The organism is Desulfosporosinus sp. BICA1-9 (assembly GCF_000802135.1).
In genome coordinates this window covers 1-18,822 of sequence record NZ_JUEE01000132.1, presented here as the reverse complement: position 1 = coordinate 18,822, position 18,822 = coordinate 1, and the positions used below count along the sequence as shown (strand labels likewise).

Annotated in this window: 20 protein-coding genes and 1 pseudogene; 19 read left to right on the top strand and 2 right to left on the bottom strand. The window is 43.2% G+C overall.

What is annotated here, in order from left to right:
• A pseudogene (locus JL57_RS15760) lies at positions 1–134 on the bottom strand (IS110 family transposase); the annotation flags it as partial.
• A gap of 341 nt (positions 135–475) precedes the next feature.
• Here JL57_RS15760 and ispE point away from each other — a divergent pair.
• From ispE to JL57_RS15730, 6 genes are all read left to right on the top strand, one after another.
• Positions 476–1,324 carry a 4-(cytidine 5'-diphospho)-2-C-methyl-D-erythritol kinase gene (gene ispE, locus JL57_RS15755; protein WP_034142974.1) on the top strand — a complete coding sequence of 283 codons (849 nt, stop codon included), beginning with the start codon at positions 476–478 and terminating at the stop codon, positions 1,322–1,324.
• Between the two features lie 29 nt (positions 1,325–1,353).
• Positions 1,354–2,046, top strand: coding sequence for a GntR family transcriptional regulator (locus JL57_RS15750; protein WP_034142973.1), 693 nt, complete (start codon positions 1,354–1,356; stop codon positions 2,044–2,046).
• 5 nt (positions 2,047–2,051) lie between these two features.
• Positions 2,052–2,870, top strand: coding sequence for a pur operon repressor (gene purR, locus JL57_RS15745; RefSeq protein ID WP_034142972.1), 819 nt, complete (start codon positions 2,052–2,054; stop codon positions 2,868–2,870).
• Between the two features lie 120 nt (positions 2,871–2,990).
• Positions 2,991–3,245 (top strand): septation regulator SpoVG, encoded by a 255-nt coding sequence (gene spoVG / locus JL57_RS15740; RefSeq protein WP_007777981.1) that lies wholly within the window; start codon positions 2,991–2,993, stop codon positions 3,243–3,245.
• A gap of 562 nt (positions 3,246–3,807) precedes the next feature.
• Positions 3,808–5,169, top strand: a complete 1,362-nt coding sequence (gene glmU / locus JL57_RS15735; RefSeq protein ID WP_034142971.1) for a bifunctional UDP-N-acetylglucosamine diphosphorylase/glucosamine-1-phosphate N-acetyltransferase GlmU — start codon at positions 3,808–3,810, stop codon at positions 5,167–5,169.
• 15 nt (positions 5,170–5,184) lie between these two features.
• Entirely contained in the window at positions 5,185–6,126 is a 942-nt protein-coding gene (locus JL57_RS15730) for a ribose-phosphate pyrophosphokinase (RefSeq protein ID WP_034142970.1), read from the top strand.
• 16 nt (positions 6,127–6,142) lie between these two features.
• On the opposite strand, the gene JL57_RS15725 is transcribed toward JL57_RS15730, so the two are convergent.
• Positions 6,143–6,868, bottom strand: a complete 726-nt coding sequence (locus JL57_RS15725) for a PRC-barrel domain-containing protein (protein ID WP_034142969.1) — start codon at positions 6,866–6,868, stop codon at positions 6,143–6,145.
• Between the two features lie 91 nt (positions 6,869–6,959).
• On the opposite strand from JL57_RS15725, the gene pth reads away from it, so the two are divergent.
• From pth to JL57_RS15665, 13 genes are all read left to right on the top strand, one after another.
• Positions 6,960–7,559 (top strand): aminoacyl-tRNA hydrolase, encoded by a 600-nt coding sequence (gene pth / locus JL57_RS15720; RefSeq protein ID WP_034142968.1) that lies wholly within the window; start codon positions 6,960–6,962, stop codon positions 7,557–7,559.
• Positions 7,560–7,617: 58 nt separating this feature from the next.
• Complete coding sequence (locus tag JL57_RS34585) at positions 7,618–7,794, top strand: hypothetical protein (protein ID WP_291300153.1); 177 nt, start codon at positions 7,618–7,620, stop codon at positions 7,792–7,794.
• Positions 7,795–7,797: 3 nt separating this feature from the next.
• Positions 7,798–11,343, top strand: a complete 3,546-nt coding sequence (gene mfd, locus JL57_RS15715) for a transcription-repair coupling factor (RefSeq protein ID WP_034142967.1) — start codon at positions 7,798–7,800, stop codon at positions 11,341–11,343.
• A gap of 38 nt (positions 11,344–11,381) precedes the next feature.
• Positions 11,382–12,323, top strand: coding sequence for a peptidylprolyl isomerase (locus JL57_RS15710; RefSeq protein WP_034142966.1), 942 nt, complete (start codon positions 11,382–11,384; stop codon positions 12,321–12,323).
• A 162-nt stretch (positions 12,324–12,485) separates the two neighbouring features.
• On the top strand, positions 12,486–13,049 hold the full coding sequence (gene spoVT, locus JL57_RS15705) for a stage V sporulation protein T (RefSeq protein WP_034142965.1): 564 nt from the start codon (positions 12,486–12,488) through the stop codon (positions 13,047–13,049).
• Positions 13,050–13,206: 157 nt separating this feature from the next.
• A complete protein-coding gene (gene mazG, locus JL57_RS15700; protein ID WP_034142964.1) occupies positions 13,207–14,655 on the top strand; it encodes a nucleoside triphosphate pyrophosphohydrolase in 1,449 nt (482 codons plus the stop codon).
• A gap of 88 nt (positions 14,656–14,743) precedes the next feature.
• Positions 14,744–15,019 carry an HU family DNA-binding protein gene (locus JL57_RS15695; protein ID WP_034142963.1) on the top strand — a complete coding sequence of 92 codons (276 nt, stop codon included), beginning with the start codon at positions 14,744–14,746 and terminating at the stop codon, positions 15,017–15,019.
• Between the two features lie 344 nt (positions 15,020–15,363).
• Entirely contained in the window at positions 15,364–15,627 is a 264-nt protein-coding gene (locus tag JL57_RS15690) for an RNA-binding S4 domain-containing protein (protein WP_034142962.1), read from the top strand.
• A gap of 613 nt (positions 15,628–16,240) precedes the next feature.
• Entirely contained in the window at positions 16,241–16,519 is a 279-nt protein-coding gene (gene yabP, locus JL57_RS15685; protein ID WP_034142961.1) for a sporulation protein YabP, read from the top strand.
• A gap of 51 nt (positions 16,520–16,570) precedes the next feature.
• Positions 16,571–17,065 (top strand): spore cortex biosynthesis protein YabQ, encoded by a 495-nt coding sequence (yabQ, locus tag JL57_RS15680; protein WP_034142960.1) that lies wholly within the window; start codon positions 16,571–16,573, stop codon positions 17,063–17,065.
• 147 nt (positions 17,066–17,212) lie between these two features.
• Positions 17,213–17,455, top strand: a complete 243-nt coding sequence (locus JL57_RS15675; RefSeq protein WP_034142959.1) for a sigma factor-like helix-turn-helix DNA-binding protein — start codon at positions 17,213–17,215, stop codon at positions 17,453–17,455.
• Positions 17,430–17,765: a septum formation initiator family protein gene (locus JL57_RS15670; protein WP_034142958.1), complete on the top strand. Its 336-nt coding sequence runs from the start codon at positions 17,430–17,432 to the stop codon at positions 17,763–17,765. Before JL57_RS15675 ends, JL57_RS15670 begins: the two co-directional genes overlap by 26 nt.
• A gap of 100 nt (positions 17,766–17,865) precedes the next feature.
• Positions 17,866–18,255, top strand: a complete 390-nt coding sequence (locus JL57_RS15665; RefSeq protein ID WP_014182659.1) for a S1 RNA-binding domain-containing protein — start codon at positions 17,866–17,868, stop codon at positions 18,253–18,255.
• Positions 18,256–18,822 lie beyond the last annotated feature (567 nt).

The window sequence follows — 18,822 nt, the reverse complement described above, 5'->3', positions numbered from 1 at the left end:
AGTTCGGTCGTTGTAGTAGAAAACGTTTTAACTACTTTCTTAGGCTTTAGATCAAGAGGACCAGTGAGTATACAAGCTACAACTGTTTCCTGGTGAACATCCAAGCCAGCACATGATTCCAAAATAGCGTCCATTTGAACCCTCCTTTAATTAATTGGCGGGAGATTCAGTAACCTGAAACTAAAAGAAATTTCTTACACGTGCTCAAGGCACACTAATTTGTACTCAAAGGTTACTGAAACCAGTTTCTTTAACGGGGGAAATTCCACCAATAAACTTGCGGATATTTAACTCCCGCCAATAAGAGTATTCCAAATGGAAGACTATGGAATTCGCATGACTGGAAAACATTTTCATTCTAATTTGTGAACGCCGGGGTTCATGATTGTTTCTTTAGATTTATGCTGGAACTCTAACCTGAAAATAAGTATAATAAAAGCAAATACCTTTGTAATGTTCGGAAAGGGTAATGTAAATGGAACAATCTTTTCTAACAACGTTCGCCTATGCTAAGATTAATTTAGCCTTAGCCATTCAGGGGATACGAGAAGATGGCTATCATGAACTTCAAAGCGTCATGCAATCCATCGCACTGTACGATATTGTTCGAATTCGGGAGCAAGGGAACAAGGTAGTATGCCGCTGTGGGGCGTTAAGTGGTCCAGGAAATCTAGCTTATAAGGCAGCTGTGTTATTTCTAGAACGATGTGGGCAAACCGCAGGAATTGAGATTGAGATTGAGAAACATATTCCAGTCCAGGCTGGGTTAGCAGGAGGAAGCACAGATGCTGCAGCGACACTTCGATTGTTGAATCAACTTTATGAAGAGCCTCTTGATAGGAATGAACTACTAGAGCTTGCGGCTGGATGTGGTGCTGATGTCGCCTTCTGTTTACGCGGAGGTACAATGTGGGCGACTGGACGGGGTGAGCAACTTGAATTATTGCCCAAAGCTCCTAAGATGGATTTTGTTTTGATTAAACCCTATGCAGGAGTGAACACTAAGGAGGCTTACCGTCGATTTGACTTAATTGGGCGGGGAGGACATTTAACGCGTGTAAGTTGGGAAAAGGCTTTGACTCAGGATTCGGAGAAGGTTGCAGGGTTGCTTTATAATGATTTAGAGCCAGTATCCTCTCAAATAGTTCCGCAAATTTTAGACATTAAGCAACATTTAATTGATGCGGAGTGCTACGGTGCCTTAATGTCAGGAAGCGGTTCTAGTGTGTTTGGAATTGCTAAGGGAAGACAACATGCTCTTGACGTTGCAAGACAGTTGAGAAAAAGTGGTTTTAATAATGTTTGGGTTACAACAACAGTCTGAGAAGAAATTAAATGAAAGAGGAGATATTCATGGGAAAACGATTACTACCAGTAATACTTGATGGATATAAACCATTAAGGGAGATTGTCTTTGAGTCTATGCGTGAGGCGATTCTAAGTGGAATTCTTGAACCTGGGGAGCGATTGATGGAAATCCAGTTGGCTGAAGAAATGGGGGTTAGCCGAACCCCTGTACGTGAAGCAATTCGGAAGTTGGAACTTGAAAATTTTGTGGTTATGATTCCGCGTAAAGGGGCGTACGTAGCTGGTGTCTCATTAAAAGATGTCGCTGATGTTTTTGAGATTCGTTCGGCGCTGGAGGGTTTAGCAGCAGGGCTTGCTGCGGAGCGCATCACAGAGGATGAATTGGAACAAATGGAACGAGCCTTATTGCATAAATCTGGTGAGGGAGAGTTGGATTTAGAGCAAATTGTGCAGTCGGATACGGATTTCCATGCCTTAGTCTATAAAGCGAGCCGCAATGAACGGTTGATTCAGATTTTGGCCAATTTACGAGAGCAGATACAGCGTTTCCGGGCGACTTCACTAGCGGTTCCCGGACGGAATAAACTTGCTGTTGAAGAACACCGAATGATTGTTGAAGCATTACGGAGTCATAATAGCGAGGAAGCTCAATCCCTAGCGATGGCACATATTGTTACAGCCGAGAATATAATGTTTGACATTCTGAGCTTAAAGAGCGATTCGGATAAGGTGGATTAATAAGCGTGGAGAAGATGAAAAGAGCAGAACGGATGGTTGCCATCACCCAAGTGTTGATGTTAAAGCCGAATGTGCTGACTCCGTTAACCTTATTTGCAGAACGGTTTGGAACAGCTAAGTCCACCATTAGTGAGGATCTGATGGCTGTGAAGGGGAGCCTTTTGCTTTCTGGTCAGGGACATCTTGAAACAATGTCCGGGGCTGCAGGAGGGGTGCGATATATCCCGGAAATCTCCAAGGAAGAAGCGTCGATTGTGCTAAGTGAGCTTGCTGATAGGCTGAGCGACAAAGAACGCATTCTGGCAGGTGGTTTTCTCTATATGACTGATTTATTGTTTGACCCTTCGGTTTTAAGGCCATTGGGCCTAATTTTCGCAGGGGCCTTCAGAGATAAGAAGCCTGATGTAGTGGTGACCATTGAGACGAAGGGCATTCCACTGGCCCTCGTGACGGCGGAAGCTTTAGGTTTGCCCATGGTAGTCATCCGCAGTGGAAACAAAGTCACGGAGGGTTCTTCGGTAAGTATTAATTATGTTTCTGGATCATCCCGTCGTATTCAAACAATGTCGCTTTCTCGAAGAGCCCTAGAACCCCAGCGCCGTGTGCTTGTGATTGATGATTTTATGAAGGCTGGTGGAACAGCTTTGGGGATTAAGAACTTAATGGAGGAATTTGAGGCGAACGTTGTAGGGATGGGAGTATTGGTGGAAGCTCGCATGACTGAAGAACCTAAGCTTGTTGAAGGATATTTAGCCCTTTTACAATTGAAAGAACTGAACATAGCTACTGGAAAGACGTCCGTAGTCCCCATGTTTAATCTTTGAGTTCTGTCGACATGACGTTTTAGATTATTGAAATTTTTCTATAATTAAGGCAGGATTTTTTTACCATACAGAGAATATTATTATGAATAACCCCGGAATGCGGAAGGGTGGTGATTCATAATGAATATTACCGATGTGCGGGTCAGAAAGATTAACACGGAAGGAAAGATGAAGGCAGTAGTCTCAGTGACCTTTGATAATGCTTTTGTTGTCCACGATGTCAAAGTTGTAGAAGGTATGAATGGGATATTTGTAGCAATGCCTAGCCGTAAAACACCTGAAGGGGAATTTCGTGATATCGCCCACCCCATTTCAGCTGTAGCACGAGAGGTGATTCAAACGGCTGTTTTAAAAGCTTATCAAGAAGCCATTTAAAAGTTTATATAGATCTTTTAAGACATGTTGAAGGGGACCTTAAAGTTGGGTCTCCTTTAACGTGTCTTAATAAAAGTAAGAGAATATCTGTAATAATTATTTAATTCATCAGTGGTGTCGAGCGGCATAGGGTTTTGACTAGTATAAAAAAGGAATATCGACGTTATTTGGTGAATGAGCGACTTTTGGGGTATAATTTAGGTGTATGTATGATAGCGCTAAAATATTAGTGCTATCATACGCTGGTCAAAATTCCATAAGGCGGCGTTCGAGCTAAAAGCGCTGGGCAAGACTCGAACAAGGATGGTTAAGATTAGAACACTGGCCAAGGATGGCCGAGTGTCCCTGAAACCATGACTCGAACAAGGACGTTCGAGATTAGAGCATCGCCATGGATGGCTAGATGCCGTGATGGTGAGAAGGGACCACCGCCAGGATGGCAAGGTGTCGTGATGGTAAGGCGCCGGAATGGCAAGAAGGTACCCACCCGAAAGTTATAATTTATAGGTATATACTATAAGTATATGTAGAGGTTATACTTAAGCTGGAGGAGTATTAAATTATGTCTAATTTGGTTGCAGTGGTCATGGCAGCGGGTAAAGGGACAAGGATGAAATCAAAGTTGCCTAAAGTCATGCATTCATTAGCAGGGAAAACTCTGATTGAACATGTCTTAGACATCCTAAAACACGCTGGAATTAAGCACCCGCTGGTCGTTGTCGGACATGGACGAGAGGGAATTGAAGTGAGTATCCAGCAACGAGCCGAGATTGTAGTTCAAGAAGAGCAGCTCGGTACGGGACATGCTATAATGCAAGCTATACCCTTTTTAAAAGACGCTCAGACGGTTCTAGTCTTGAGTGGAGATCAGCCCTTGCTTAAGCCCGAAACACTACTAGCTCTCGTTGAAATGCACCAGGCACAAGGGGCAAGTGCCACTGTATTGACAGCCTCTATGGATCAGCCCTTTGGGTATGGCCGGATTGTTAAAGACGGTGAAAACCTAGTCAAAATAATTGAGGAAAAAGATGCAACGTCTGTTGAACGGGAGATCAAGGAAATTAACACTGGGACGTATTGCTTTAAGGCATCTGCACTTATAAGCGCCCTAACGAAAATTACTACACAGAATTTTCAAGGGGAATATTACTTGACGGAAGTCTTTGAGGTTTTTTCTAACCTTAAGGAAAAAATGCTAACCTATCTTACCTCAGATTCCCATGAAGCATTAGGGATCAATAGCCGAGGACAATTGGCCGAGGCTGAAGCAATTCTTCGTAAGAACATACTTGAGCATTGGATGGCAGAAGGGGTAACACTTATAGATCCAGCATCAACCTTTATCGATGCCGAAGTAGAACTCACGCAAGATGTCACGATTTTACCTTTTACACGATTAATAGGAAAAACTCGGATTGAAGAGGATGCTGTGATCGGTCCACAAACTAGTTTGGAAAATTGTGTAGTAGGGCGTGGGGCTGAGGTTGTCTATACGGTAGCTAAAGATGCAGTTATTGGAGAACGTTGTCGCATTGGCCCATATACCTATTTGCGACCAGGCACAAACTTAGAAGCGGAAGTGAAAATAGGCGACTTTGTAGAAATTAAGAATAGTTGGATCGGAAAGGGAGCAAAAATACCTCATTTAAGTTACATTGGAGACGCGCAGATTGGAAAATCAGCAAATATTGGAGCGGGCACCATTACATGTAACTATGATGGGGTTAATAAACATACTACCAAAATTGGTGATTATGCGTTTATCGGAAGTAATACAAACTTAGTTGCTCCGATTGAAGTGGGAGAACATGCAGTAACGGGTGCGGGGTCTACCATAACCAAGAATGTTCCTGCGGAGAGCTTGGCAGTGGAACGAAGCCATCAGGTGATCAAGGAGCATTGGCATCGCGAAAAGATGAAATAGGGGGCAATAATAGGCATGGCAGCAAAAGAATTTAAGATTTTTTGTGGGAATGCCAATCGACCGTTGGCGCAAGAAATCGTAGACTATTTGGGGGTTCCTCTGGGTGAGTCGAAAATAAAACGTTTTCAAGATGGGGAGACGTGTCTGGCGATTGATGAAAGTGTTCGAGGCGCAGATATATATGTGGTACAACCCACCTGCCATCCTACGAATGATAACATCATGGAATTATTAATCATGATTGACGCTATTCGCCGAGCGTCAGCGCGCCGAATTACGGCCGTAATGCCGTATTATGGCTATGCCAGGCAAGAGCGTAAGACAAGGGCCCGTGATCCGATTACTGCCAAACTAATGGCTAATCTAATTACTACAGCGGGTGCAGACCGTGTGGTAACTATGGACTTGCATGCTCCGGCGATTCAAGGCTTCTTTGATATTCCGCTGGATCACTTACCCGGGGTTCCTATTCTAGCTGAATATTTTAAGGAGAAGGGGCTTGAAAATCTTTGTGTTGTATCTCCGGATTTAGGTGGAGTGACTCGAGCTCGAGATTTTTCTGAACGGATCGGAGCTTCTCTGGCTATTATCGATAAACGTCGGCCTGAACCTAACGTTTCTGAGATTATGAATGTCATTGGTGACCTGAAAGGCAAGACTGTGATTATGATCGATGACATAATCGATACAGCTGGAACTATTACTCAGGGGGCTCAGGCCCTTCTCGAGCGGGGTGCCAAGGAAGTGTATGCCTGTTGTACTCATGCTGTGTTGTCAGGACCAGCTATTGAACGCATAGGGAATTCTGTTATTCGTGAGCTTGTTGTTACGAATACGATTCCTTTGGGTAAAGAGAAGACTATACCAAGGATTAGAGTGTTATCAGTGGCACCACTACTAGGTGAGGCTATTGTTCGCATTCACGAGGATCTTTCAGTCAGTAAACTATTTAGTTAAAAAGGCCCCTGGGGTATTATCCCAGGGGGTCTTTGGTTATGGGTATTTCCGAGCTTGTTTTGCTTTCCGGGGGGGTGGTTTCGATTTCGTCTACCTGGACGAGTGCCTTTTCTGGAGCGAGGTGTGCCGTTGTTTTAGAGCGGTCCTTTTTAAAGTACTTGCTGATCGTATGAGTCGTTTCTGAGGCTAGATGGGATGTTGAGTGAACGAGGTTTTTGAGGGTGTCGTTGAGCCCTTTATCTGATACGATGAGTGCTTTCTCACTTTCTTTTTGAGTTACGATGACATCGTGTCCAATTGTGGTAATATACTCTGCGGCAATCCACGCTTTGCCACTTAAGAATCCTTCGAGTTTTCCTCCGGAAATCTCGATTTGGGTTATTTTTCCTGTCTTGGGATCGATATAATATTCGTCGGCATTACCTAGTGTTTTTCCGGTTTCTGTGACCAGCTTGGTGCCAATGATGGTCAATTTTTCTTTGACCAACTCTAATAATTCTGGAAGGTTTGATGGTTTCTCCACATGGGACTCTTTGTCAATTGTGATTGCATCATCTCCTACACTGACAACTCTGGAATAGGGAATAATGCGCTGATCCTTAAAAAAACCTTTGGGGTCTACTACGATTGCAGCTAGGGACTTCGTCCTTGCATTAAGAATCAAGCTTTTGACATACCCTATTTGATGCCCTTCTTGGAGAGAGATGATGGGTAAGGATAGGAATTTTCGACTAGGTTTCACAGGTGCACTCTCCTTTTCGGTGAAAATTCGTTGCCTATTCTTAGAGAATGTATTCAGAGTGTCGTATGAATATGCTTTGGAGGTGAGATGAATGAAGGTTATTGTTGGACTTGGAAATCCAGGACCTCAATATGCGGAGACACGCCATAACATTGGTTTTTTGTTAGTTGATCAGCTTGCCGAAATCAATAATCTTCAGTTCCGAGTTAAGTTTCAGGGGTTATGGGCGGAGGGGAGCGTTGAGGGAGAACGCCTTCTGCTGCTAAAACCTCAAACGTTTATGAATTTGAGCGGACGGTCAGTGAGTGAACTCGCGCGTTTTTATAAAGTTAGCGGCGATGATTTACTGATCGTTCAGGATGACATGGATCTGTCGCTGGGAAAAATGCGTTTGCGTGATCAGGGCGGAGCAGGAGGACACAATGGGATTCGATCAATTGTAGCTGAACTAGGAACGGAGAAATTTTGGAGGCTTAAAATGGGAGTAGGACGTCCGCCTACTCGAAATTCGAGATTAGATATTCGAGATTCGAACCACGAACCACGATCATCGATCATCGATCATGTCCTTTCCCCCTTTGAAGAAACTGAATTTCCGAAGTTGGATGACCTGCTAGTTCGCGCAGAAAAGGCAGTAAACCTCTGGATCAAGGGCGAAGCGAGTCGAGCCATGAATTTATACCATCGATAAAAAGGAGTATAACCTCCTATGCAAGAGGTAATTCTACTAGCATAGGGAGGTTATATGCATGAAGATATTAAAGGTCTGCCACGCTTGCGATCGAATTATTGGTGAGCTTGAGTTAGATGGTTTAACCAGTCATACTGCGGATTATGCAGTGAATATTACTGGAAATGTAGCCTATGTACTTTGCCCAAGTTGTTTGAACGAAATGGAAATCAAAACAGGGAATGTTTATCATTAAAGGATGAGCGGTTTGAACACAATTTACGATTATCTTCGCAGAGGTCTCGATATTAAGGAGATCGACCTGTCGTTAAGCCATGGAGAATGGCCCCAAATGATTTATGACTTAACAGGAAGTCAAAAGGCAGCTTTTGTTGCTCAGCTTGTACAAAGGTCTAAACCAGGGCCAGGCTTGATTCTGACCTATTCGGAGGAGCAGGCTCAAAAGTGGACCAGCGATTTGCGGACCTGGTGTCCGCATCAAACTATCTTGCATTTGCCTTCGACAGAATGGCTTCCTTTTGAAGTGTTAGGTAAAAGCAGGGAGACAACCTCAGAACGCATTCGCGTATTGAATCGACTGGCTCAAGATCCCAAGTGTACGGTTGTAGCTTCAGTACTTGCTTTAGAACGACGTGTATTCCCAGTCGAACGCTTTAAAGAGTATACGTTGGTTTTCCAAGTGGGGCAGGGGTACGGCTTGTCCGAGATTCTCCATACCCTAACTGCCGGAGGGTACGAGCGAGTTGAAACGATTGAAGGGATAGGGCAGTTTGCTTTACGAGGGGGAATCTTGGATATAGCTCCCTTAGATGGAGAGGCAGTGCGAATTGAGTTTTTCGATGATGAAGTTGACTCGATACGGACGATTGACCTAGGGACACAGAAATCCATCGCCTCTCAGGACAAGGTCTTTATACCCCCTGTTATGGAGTATATTGTAACGAAGGAAGAACTAGGGAAACTTTGCTTTGCAATACGGGCAGAAGCTCGCAAAATAATGGGCCGCCATCAGCGCGCTGGAAGGAAAGAAGCGGCAGATCGTCTCCAAAACAAAGTAGATAGTCTGGTCGAAAGGCTTGAGCGGGGGATATTGGATGAAAATGTCTATCCCTTTTTAAGCTTAGTTAACACTCCGCTCGTACCCTTTTTCTCATACCTCTCAGATGCACATTGTGTTTTTCTGGATGAGCCACTCCGCTTAAAGGAGTTGTTAGAGTTTCAAGCCAACGAACGCTTATTGGAGTTCACGCAACAACTGGAACGCGGTGAAGGGTTTGTTCATCCTGAAGCTCAATTTATCAACTATGAGGATATTCTAAGCTACGGAAAGAAACACCCGCTGATTGGTCTTTCAACTCTTTTGAGACAGGCACCGGGAATTTCACCCAAGCAAATTTTTAGCTTAAACGCCCGCCCATTGACGGGCTTCATGGGGAAAACCAGTATGTTGGTGGATGAAATTATACACCGCAAGGATGCAAATTATGTTGTGGCCCTGTTTGTAGGGGATGAGGCTCATGCGGAGCGATTAATCCAGGGTTTGAAAGATCGTGGACTTTCAGCATCCAGCAAAGGGCTTGAGGATTCTATTGAGGCGGGTCGGGTCTATGTTTATCCGTTTTCCCTTGATCAAGGGTTTGAGTTACCGCTTGCAAAATTAGTGATTCTTACAGAAACAGAAATCTATAAAAGAGAGAGCAAGGCTGTTGCCAAGAAGCCTAAGACGCCCACCAAAAAAAATCTTTTTATTTCGGATCTTAAACCTGGAGACTTTGTAGTCCATGTACACCATGGGATTGGACAATTTACGGGGATTGACCGCTTGGAAGTTGGTGGAATTGCCAAGGATTATTTTGGGATTCGTTATGCGGGGGAAGACCGATTATATGTTCCGCTGGATCAGCTTCACCTTTTGCAAAAGTATTTAGGTAGTGCAGGGGAAACTCTGCCTAAACTTTACAAACTCGGAGGGACTGACTGGTACAAGGTAAAGAATAAGACCCGTAGTGCTGTTAAAGAAATGGCCATTGATTTAGTAAAACTTTATGCTCAGAGAGAGGCAATCCAAGGGTTTGCTTTCTCACAGGACAATGCCTGGCAAACTGAATTTGAGGAGAAGTTTCCTTATGTGGAGACCCCTGATCAACTCCAAAGTATCGAGGATGTAAAAGCGGATATGATACGCCCACGTCCCATGGATCGCTTGCTTTGTGGCGATGTAGGGTATGGTAAAACGGAAGTTGCTCTCCGAGCTGCTTTCAAAGCGGTCATGGATAGCAAGCAAGTAGCGGTTCTTGTCCCCACGACTATATTAGCCCAGCAACATTTTAATACCTTCAGAGAACGATTTATGGGGTATCCCATTAAAATTGAAATGCTAAGTCGCTTTCGTTCTCAGAAGGAGCAAAAGGAGATAATTAGAGGCATTAAGGAAGGGCAAATTGATGTTGTTGTGGGCACACATCGCCTTCTCTCCGAGGCCATCAAATTTAGTGATTTAGGGTTATTGGTGATTGACGAAGAGCAGCGCTTCGGGGTTACGCATAAGGAAAAACTGAAAACCTTAAAAGGGAACATCGATGTACTGACCTTGTCAGCAACTCCGATTCCAAGGACCTTACATATGTCTTTGGTGGGAGTTCGGGATATGAGTATCATCGAAACCCCGCCGGAGGGGCGGTACCCTGTGCAAACCTATGTCACGGAGTTTCGCCCAGATGTGGTTCGAGAGGCTATACGGCGTGAAATTCAACGTGGAGGGCAAGTATTCTATGTGCACAACAGAGTAGAGGATATGGATCAAGTGATCCATTTTCTAAGTCAATTAGTGCCTGAAGCACGGTTCGGGGTTGCTCATGGACAAATGCGTGAAACAGCCTTAGAACGAGTAATGCTTGATTTTCTAGAGCATGAAATGGACGTCTTAGTTTCTACAACAATTATCGAAACAGGACTTGATATGCCTAATGTGAATACCCTGATTATCGATGAATCCGATCGTTTTGGCTTATCCCAACTCTATCAATTGCGTGGGCGAGTGGGGCGTTCTAACCGCAAAGCCTATACCTACCTTTTATATAAACCGCAAAAGGTTCTGACAGAAATTGCTGAAAAACGTCTTGCAGCAATCCGAGAGTTTACGGAATTTGGGGCGGGATTTAAAATAGCGATGCGGGATTTGGAAATTCGTGGTGCAGGAAACCTCATTGGTGCCCAACAACATGGGCATTTATCGGCAGTAGGATTTGAAATGTACAGTCAAATGCTTAAAGAAGCTGTCCAGGAACTTCGGGGAGAGAAGGTTGAAGAGGTTGTCGAACCGAGCATTGAACTACAAGTAGATGCCTTCTTACCGGACTCTTACGTTGTGGACCGCCAATCCAAGGCGTCTTTATATCAACGGTTATCGATGGTTCATGATGAAGGCGAACTTAGCGAAATGGTCGACGAGCTGGTGGATCGTTTTGGAACTCCGACGCGGGAAGTCGAACACTTAATTGAAATTATCCGGATTAAGTTGCTGGCAAGCTCCTTGAAAATTGAGCAAATTCAGCAGGCTAAGCAAAACGTAATTATTCGTTTTTCTGCAGATTTAGGGATAACGGGAGAAAATTTAATGTCCGTGGCGTCGGCTTCCCCTTACCCGTTGTCGTTTAAGACGATGCAAAATGGCAATCTTGAATGCAAAATCCGCATTCGTACGATTGATCAAGAGGCTGTGATTGAGGCTTCACGACGGGTTCTTTCGACATTTTGCGACATTGCTTCAAGGACAACTCCTTGATATACTATTCTCATGTCAAATTGAAAGGGTGTGTCTTTATGAAAAAATCCCGGGTGGGAATGATTTTTGGAGTTATAGCATTGATGCTTGTGGCTACGGGGTGTTCCTCGTTGGTTGGCGGTAAATGGGCGGTAAAAGTGAATGAAGATCAGATATTAGTCAAGGATTTGGAAGAACGAGTTGCTGAAGCACAAAAAACTTATGAAAAACAAGGCATGAAATTTGACACAGACCAAGGGAAACAGGCCTTAACTCAGATTCAAAGCCAGTTATTAGACCGTATGATTGAAGGTAAACTAATCGCCCAAGAAGTTAAAAAGAATTCTCTTAATCCTGAGGATGCCAAAGTGAAAGAGCAGGAAGAGATTATTAAGAAGAATATTGGGGATGAAACGATATTTCAAGACACACTTAAACAACAAGGCATGACAGTACTGGAATTAAGAAATTTCTTGGCAGTTTATGAGAAAACGACTGGTGATATTAAATTAGCTGATTCAGACATTAAAAATTTTTATGATCAAAATATAGCGAATTACTCTCAACCTGAAAGTGTAAAAGCTCGTCATATTTTGGTCAAAACGGAAGATGAGGCCAACGCAATTATTGCACAACTTAAAGCCGGGACTGATTTTATACAGTTAGCTAAGGAGAAGTCCATTGAACCAGGAGCTAAGGATTCCGGTGGGGATCTCGGCACGTTTACAAAGGGAAAAATGGTTCCTGAGTTTGAGACTGCGGCGTTTAGCCAAAAAGTGGGTACTTTCTCAACAGTCCCTGTAAAATCTGAATTTGGATATCACGTGATACTGGTTGAAGCACACACGGCCGCTGAAGCTCCAGACTATGACAAAGTGAAAGCTCAAGTAAGTGAAGACGCGCTCAATCAAACAAAGGATTCGAAGTTTCAGACATTTTTTGACGATCTACTGAAGAATGCGAAAATCGAGTATTCTCAAGGATATAAGCCAACAAGTTAACTGATTTGGCGAAGAGAAGGCAATATAAATGCCTTCTTTTTTTTTGTATTGGAAAAAAATGAATAATTGGCAATCTCTAGATATATACTATCATTGAATTTAAGGTTTATTAAAAGGACGCAATGAGTTTTTCGAGAACGACAAAAGGAGGAATGTGCGCCTATGAAAGCAACCGGTATTGTAAGAAGAATTGATGACCTCGGTCGTGTCGTTATTCCAAAGGAAATTCGTCGGACTCTTCGTATTCGGGAAGGTGATCCGTTAGAGATTTTTGTAGACCGGGAAGGAGAAGTCATCCTGAAGAAATATTCTCCTATCCGTGAATTAGGGGAATTCGCACGGGAATATTGCGATTCGCTATTCGAAGCAACCGGACATATTACTTGTATCGCTGACCGAGATACGATTATTGCTGTCGCTGGAGCCTCGAAAAAAGAGTATCTGAATAAAGCAATCGGACCATCCGCTGAACAAGCCATGGAGGAAAGAAAAACTATTCATATCGGTTTGGCAGGAGAGCATGCCATGTGCAAGACTTGTCCTGAAAATGATGAGGAGGATAAATGTAAGTATACGAGCGAAGTGGTTGCTCCGATCGTTTCACAAGGGGATCCTATAGGGGCCGTGATGCTCCTATCTAAGGAGCCAGGAATAAAGATGGGAGATTTAGAGATTAAATTGGTTGAAACGGCAGCAGCCTTTTTAGCAAAGCAGATGGAACAATAGCGTAGTGCAGAAAAAATAAAGCGGTATTGCCGCTTTATTTTTTTATTCGTGATTAGTCACTGAGTAAAGAAATAAAAGCATAGCGCTTTTATTGTAAACCCAATGGTGTAGGATAGGATACTTTATGATAAACTATTTCAAAAGGAGGTGTTAAAACTTGTCTTCGTGTCTTCATGTAATCGGCCTAGGCCCTGGAGGACTTGAACAAATAACACTCGGTAACTACAGGCGAATACTCAGTGCCAAAAAACTATTTGTGCGAACATCTCAGCATCCTTGTGTTCAGGAATTACTGGGCGAGGGTATAAGCATAGAATCGTTTGACGAGATCTATGCAACGGAACCGTCCTTCGAGGCTGTGTATGAAAGGATTACGGAACAGCTACGAAGAGAGTTAGAGAAAGGTTCGGAAATTGTCTACGCAGTTCCCGGGCATCCGATGGTTGCTGAAAAGACTATACAACTTATTGAGGAAAAACTCGCCCAGGAATATAAGGTTGTGATTCATCCAGCTATGAGCTTTGTTGATGAGCTTTTTAGAGTCCTAAAGTTTGATCCGATTGAGGGGGTACTGATACGCAATTATGATGCCCTCAAAGACATAGGACTGACTGGGCAGGAATGGCTAATAATCCCCCAAGTGTATAATAAACGGATAGCATCCGAGGTTAAATTAGATCTCATGTTGTCCTATCCGGATGAGGCAAGCGTGTATGTTACCAAAGCCCTCGGTACTCCCCTAGAACAAATGGACAAGCTCTCGCTCTACGAGTTAGATCATGGGACTTTTGATCACTTGACCACCGTAGTTTTGCCACCGAATACAGAGGTTATCTCTTTTTCTAAGTTGGCCAAAGTAATGAAAACTTTGCGTTCCGAAGGTGGGTGCGCATGGGATTTGGAGCAAACCCATGAATCTTTAAAGCCTTATCTCATTGAGGAAAGTTATGAAGTTATTGATGCGATCGAAAAACAAGATATGTATAATTTATGTGAAGAGTTGGGAGACTTATTATTGCAAGTAGTTTTTCATACTCAGGTTGCTTCGGATGCTAGTGAATTTGAACTCCAAGACGTACTTCAAGGGGTTATCCAAAAGCTGATTCGTCGACATCCTCATGTTTTTGGAGAGGAGACGGCCAAAACAGCGAAGGATGTAATCCAGACTTGGGATAGAATTAAACTAAAAGAGAAGACCGATAAAAATGAGGCAAACTTCTTCAGCGATCCTAAGAGCTTACCTGCACTAATGTGGGCATCTAAAACGCAATATAGAGTTGCCAAGGTGGGATTTGATTGGAAAGATATGGAGGGTCCTTGGGAGAAAGTCCAGGAGGAACTACAGGAACTTAAGAGTGCACTTGCGAACGGAATAGGTATTCGTGAAGAATTAGGTGATTTATTATTTGCGATTGTAAATCTATCTCGTTTTTTAAAGCTTGATGCGGAAGAAGTTTTAAGGGATGCCATACATAAGTTTCAGAATCGTTTTTTGAAGATGGTTGAATTAAGTCAAGAAGAGGAACATGTTTTCGAGAAACTTTCTCTCAGTGAAATGGATATTTTTTGGGAAAAGGCAAAATCTAAAGAAAAAGCAGTAAATTAATGATATAATCTTAAAAAAGCAGGAGATTGGTCTTTTATCGCGAAATATAAGCGTTGTGAAAAGATCAGTTATTTAGGAGGGACTAATTTTGAATAAGGCTGAATTAGTTAGCGCGGTGGCGGAGAAAGCTGACATGTCCAAAAAAGATGCAGAAAAAGCAGTAAAAGCTGTTTTTGATGTAATCGAGGAGTCGTTAGCACAAAGTGAAAAGGTTCAACTGGTTGGTTTTGGGACATTCGAAGTAAAAGATCGTGCTGCACGGACAGGAAGAAATCCACAAACTAAAGAAGAAATTCAGATTCCTGCGGCGAAGGTACCAGGTTTTAAAGCAGGTAAGGCTCTCAAAGATGCAGTACAAAAATGAGTCTTCGGACTAACTATAAAATCAGGTTCCAGGTTTTCTGGAACCTGATTTTTATACCATTTTAGAGATAAATTCAAGAGCGATCCCTTCTCACCATCCATGGTTTCAGGGACACTCGGCCATCCTTGGCCAGCGCTCTAATCTCGAACGTCCCTGTTCGAGTCATGGTGGCGCTCTAATCTTGAACATCCTTGTTCGAGCCATGGCCAGCGGTCTATTCTCGCCTCAGAGTGGTGTTTTAACCTCGAACAACCTTGTTCGAGCCTACAGATAGCCTCTTTTCGCTATTGCGGCGCCTAAGTGTGTTTATGGCTGAATCAGCCTAGTTTTCAAGGAGGGTAGTTATGCGCATTGATAAATATTTGAAGGTTTCACGCCTTATAAAGCGTCGTACAGTTGCCAAAGATGTTTGTGTGGGTGAAAAGATCAGTATTAACGGACGAACCGTCAAACCTTCAGCAGAAGTTAAGGCGGGGGACCTAATTACCATTGAGATGGGTAGCCGAATTCTTGAAGTCAAAGTTATGGCGACCCCAAACAGCATAAAGGCCAACGAAGCACAAACACTCTATGAATTGATACGGGATGAACGAAGGACAGAGTCTTAATAAAAAGACTTTGTCTTTTTTTATTTATCATGATTCAAATTCCTCTGGAATGAAGCAAGAACCATCCCATTTCCCTATTCCTCAGTTTCCTACGTTTCCTCACTTAAAATGACGTGAAGTATTGCTGCAGAGCCACAACCAGCGCGCCACAGCACCTTAATACATACACCTTTATCTCGTTAACCCAAGCTGAAGTATTCATAGCTTAGAGCGCTGATAGAAGAATTGAGACAAGCGAATAGCAATGGAACAGTGCGAAAAGTCTAAGACACTCCCTCACTCAAAGCGTATTTGTGTCAATGACGCAAACAGTCCCTCCCAAAGAACTCCTAACATCGTTCTCTCCCCCGTTGACCCAAGCCCAGAGGAAGTTTCTTAGCTTAGAGAGCACGATTAGTGGAATTGCGTCAATGAGCGCAGTCGATCAGGCGTTAAGAACCGCAACTGTTCACATGCAGAAAGCCCAGAAGTTTTGCGGTTTAGCCTGAGCGACAAGTGAATAGCAATGGAACGTTGTGCGAACGTGCTAAGAAACTTCCTCCCAACAGCTATGTCTAAAGGACGTACAACATGAATAGGGTTATAAGAGAAAAAAGAGTTAGGGGGATGGGGCATGGTGGACAAAGCAGGCAAAGGACATCGCCTTGTCATGGAAAATCGAGAACAAATTGCTTTGACAGGAGTACATAAAGTTCAGTCCTTTGACCCTAAGGAAATTATTCTTGAAACTGAGCTAGGAATATTGAGCATTAAAGGGGATCAATTAGGCATCAAACTGCTTAATCTTGAGGAGGGGTTAGTGGATCTTCAAGGGCATATTGGTGCTTTAATTTACCACAGAAATTCTAGCGGCAGTTCTCGTCGAGGCTTTTTGAACCGGGTTTTACGCTAAGAGTTAGCCCTCCAAAGTAGAGAGAAAGGAGGAAGAACAATCTCAGAATTCGTGACGTTATTTTGGGTAATTCTAGCAGGGGCGTCAGTAGGGATAATTTTTGATTTTTACCGCACGTTTAGACGTTGGCAAGGCTGGGGGCGAATAGTGACATTTGTAGGAGATATCGTCTTTTCGTTCGTTGCCTTGACTATTCTTTTCTGGTTTTTTGAGAAAGCGAATGCACTAGCCTTTCGCTCTTACATTATGTGGGGAAGTTTACTGGGTCTAGTTCTTTATCTAAGATTATTGAGCCGTTTTTCAGTACGTGGATTTTTTGGAATATATGGGATTTTGACGTACTTTGCCAGGCTTATTCAGAAAGGAATTAAGATTCCGATTAGAGGCCTCTTTATGCTTATGCGGCCACCCTACGCCATGTTGCGTTGGTTTAGCCTTCTAGTTTATCGGATCACGGAAGTGATTCTCTTTGAGCCAATCATGGGTCTGAAGAAGAGAATGAAGGCATTGTTAAATCATCTCTTGCCACCTAAGACAAATGGATAAATTCCTTGGAGGGGTTGATTCTCAATAATTAAATGGCTATAATGGAACTATCCGCAGTCTTTTGTAAGTGATTTGTAGACTAAATGTAGGTGATTTGTCCACAAACTATCCACACCTGTGTATAACTTTTAGCAAGGGCGTGCCACAGTGCATATAGAAATAAGGGGCTTGGAAAAACTGAGTTTTCGAGAACGCCAGGCAGTGATCCTCAAAGAAAGCGGAAAGTCTGTGGAGGACATTGCTAAGAAACTTCATCTCAGTCAAAGTTCTGTGGCAACTCTATTAACCAGGGCAAGAAGTAAAGGATATGAAATAGTTTGTATTATACCAGGCGGAGAGCTTGGTTTAGGAGGAGAGGAATTGGATGAAGAGGGCTTGTCTGAAGACTAAGACTAAGACTAAGACTAAGACTAAGACTCAAAATCGTCAAAGGGTTCGACTTCGTCCCATTCCTATCCTGATAATTTGCGTACTACTTACAGTGGTCGGAAGCTCAGTATGGCAGATATGGAAACTCCGTTCCCATGTGGAAGGGCAATTAGCCCACTTGAATCAAGAAAAGGTCTTATTGCTTCAAGAGGAAAAACGCCTCCAGGAGGAAATTGTTCGTTTAAACACCCCTAGTTACATTGAACAATTGGCAAGGGAGCAGTTAGGTCTTGTAAAACAAGGCGAAATTCTTATTTCTCCCAAGAATTAGTACCTCACAAGGGTCGTCTATGCCTTGACAGGCACGAAAAGTACTGCATATAATATAGAGTAAGTATAGATAGATCATCACAAGGAGGAGTTTACTTCGTATGGCCATTGACGTTGGCAGTATTGTTGAAGGGGTCGTAACAGGGATCACGAACTTTGGAGCATTTATAGAATTGCCGGATAGAGTGACCGGACTCGTACATATCTCGGAAGTCGCTGATGCCTATGTCAAGGACGTTCGAGATTATTTGAAGGAACAGGATCACGTAAAGGTAAAGGTCATTCATGTTGATGAAAAGGGAAAAATCGGACTTTCAATCAAACAAGCAAACCCCACAGTTCGCAATGTGGGTCGTGAACGCCGTCTTCCGCCAACTGTGTCCTTTGAGGATAAATTGGCTAAGTTTATAAAAGACAGTGATGAGCGTCAGACTGAATTTCGCCGAGCTACAGATTCAAAGCGTGGAGGTAGAGGTTCAAGTAGATATTAGGATATAACCGCCGTAAGGCGGTTTTTCTTTATACAATCAGAAAGTATAAACTTGCGTTGTATACTTTCTAAGGTCCCTTCTCGCCATCCTTGGCTACAGGGACACTCGGCCATCCTTGGCCAGCGCATCAGTGCAACTAAGGCGACGACACAGGACGTGTCTAGTGTCGAATGCGCCATGGATGGCATAGCATTCGACCGGCCGCCTCGCCCAGGCTGACAGAATGACTAATACGTGCGAAGACAGTGTCTTCGGGTGCCAGCCAAGTTTTCTTACGAAAATGAATCTACGCGCTGTCATTTCAAACTGTTATTTCAGTGAACATTAAAACCCTCAAAACCCTCAAAACCCTCTAAATCTTTGTTTCCAAATCACCTACCCCTAAAAAGACAATAACATGCCCGAGAACACTGTTATAGCTACGCACGGAGGTTATGATGCTTTAACTATTTGGTATCCTTTTGATTCTAGTGCCTTAATCAAACGTTGTTCTTTCTTCTTCTCCTGATTTTCGATAAACTGTGTACCAAGTTCTTGATATGGGGTTTTAGTTTGTAAAATTTGATA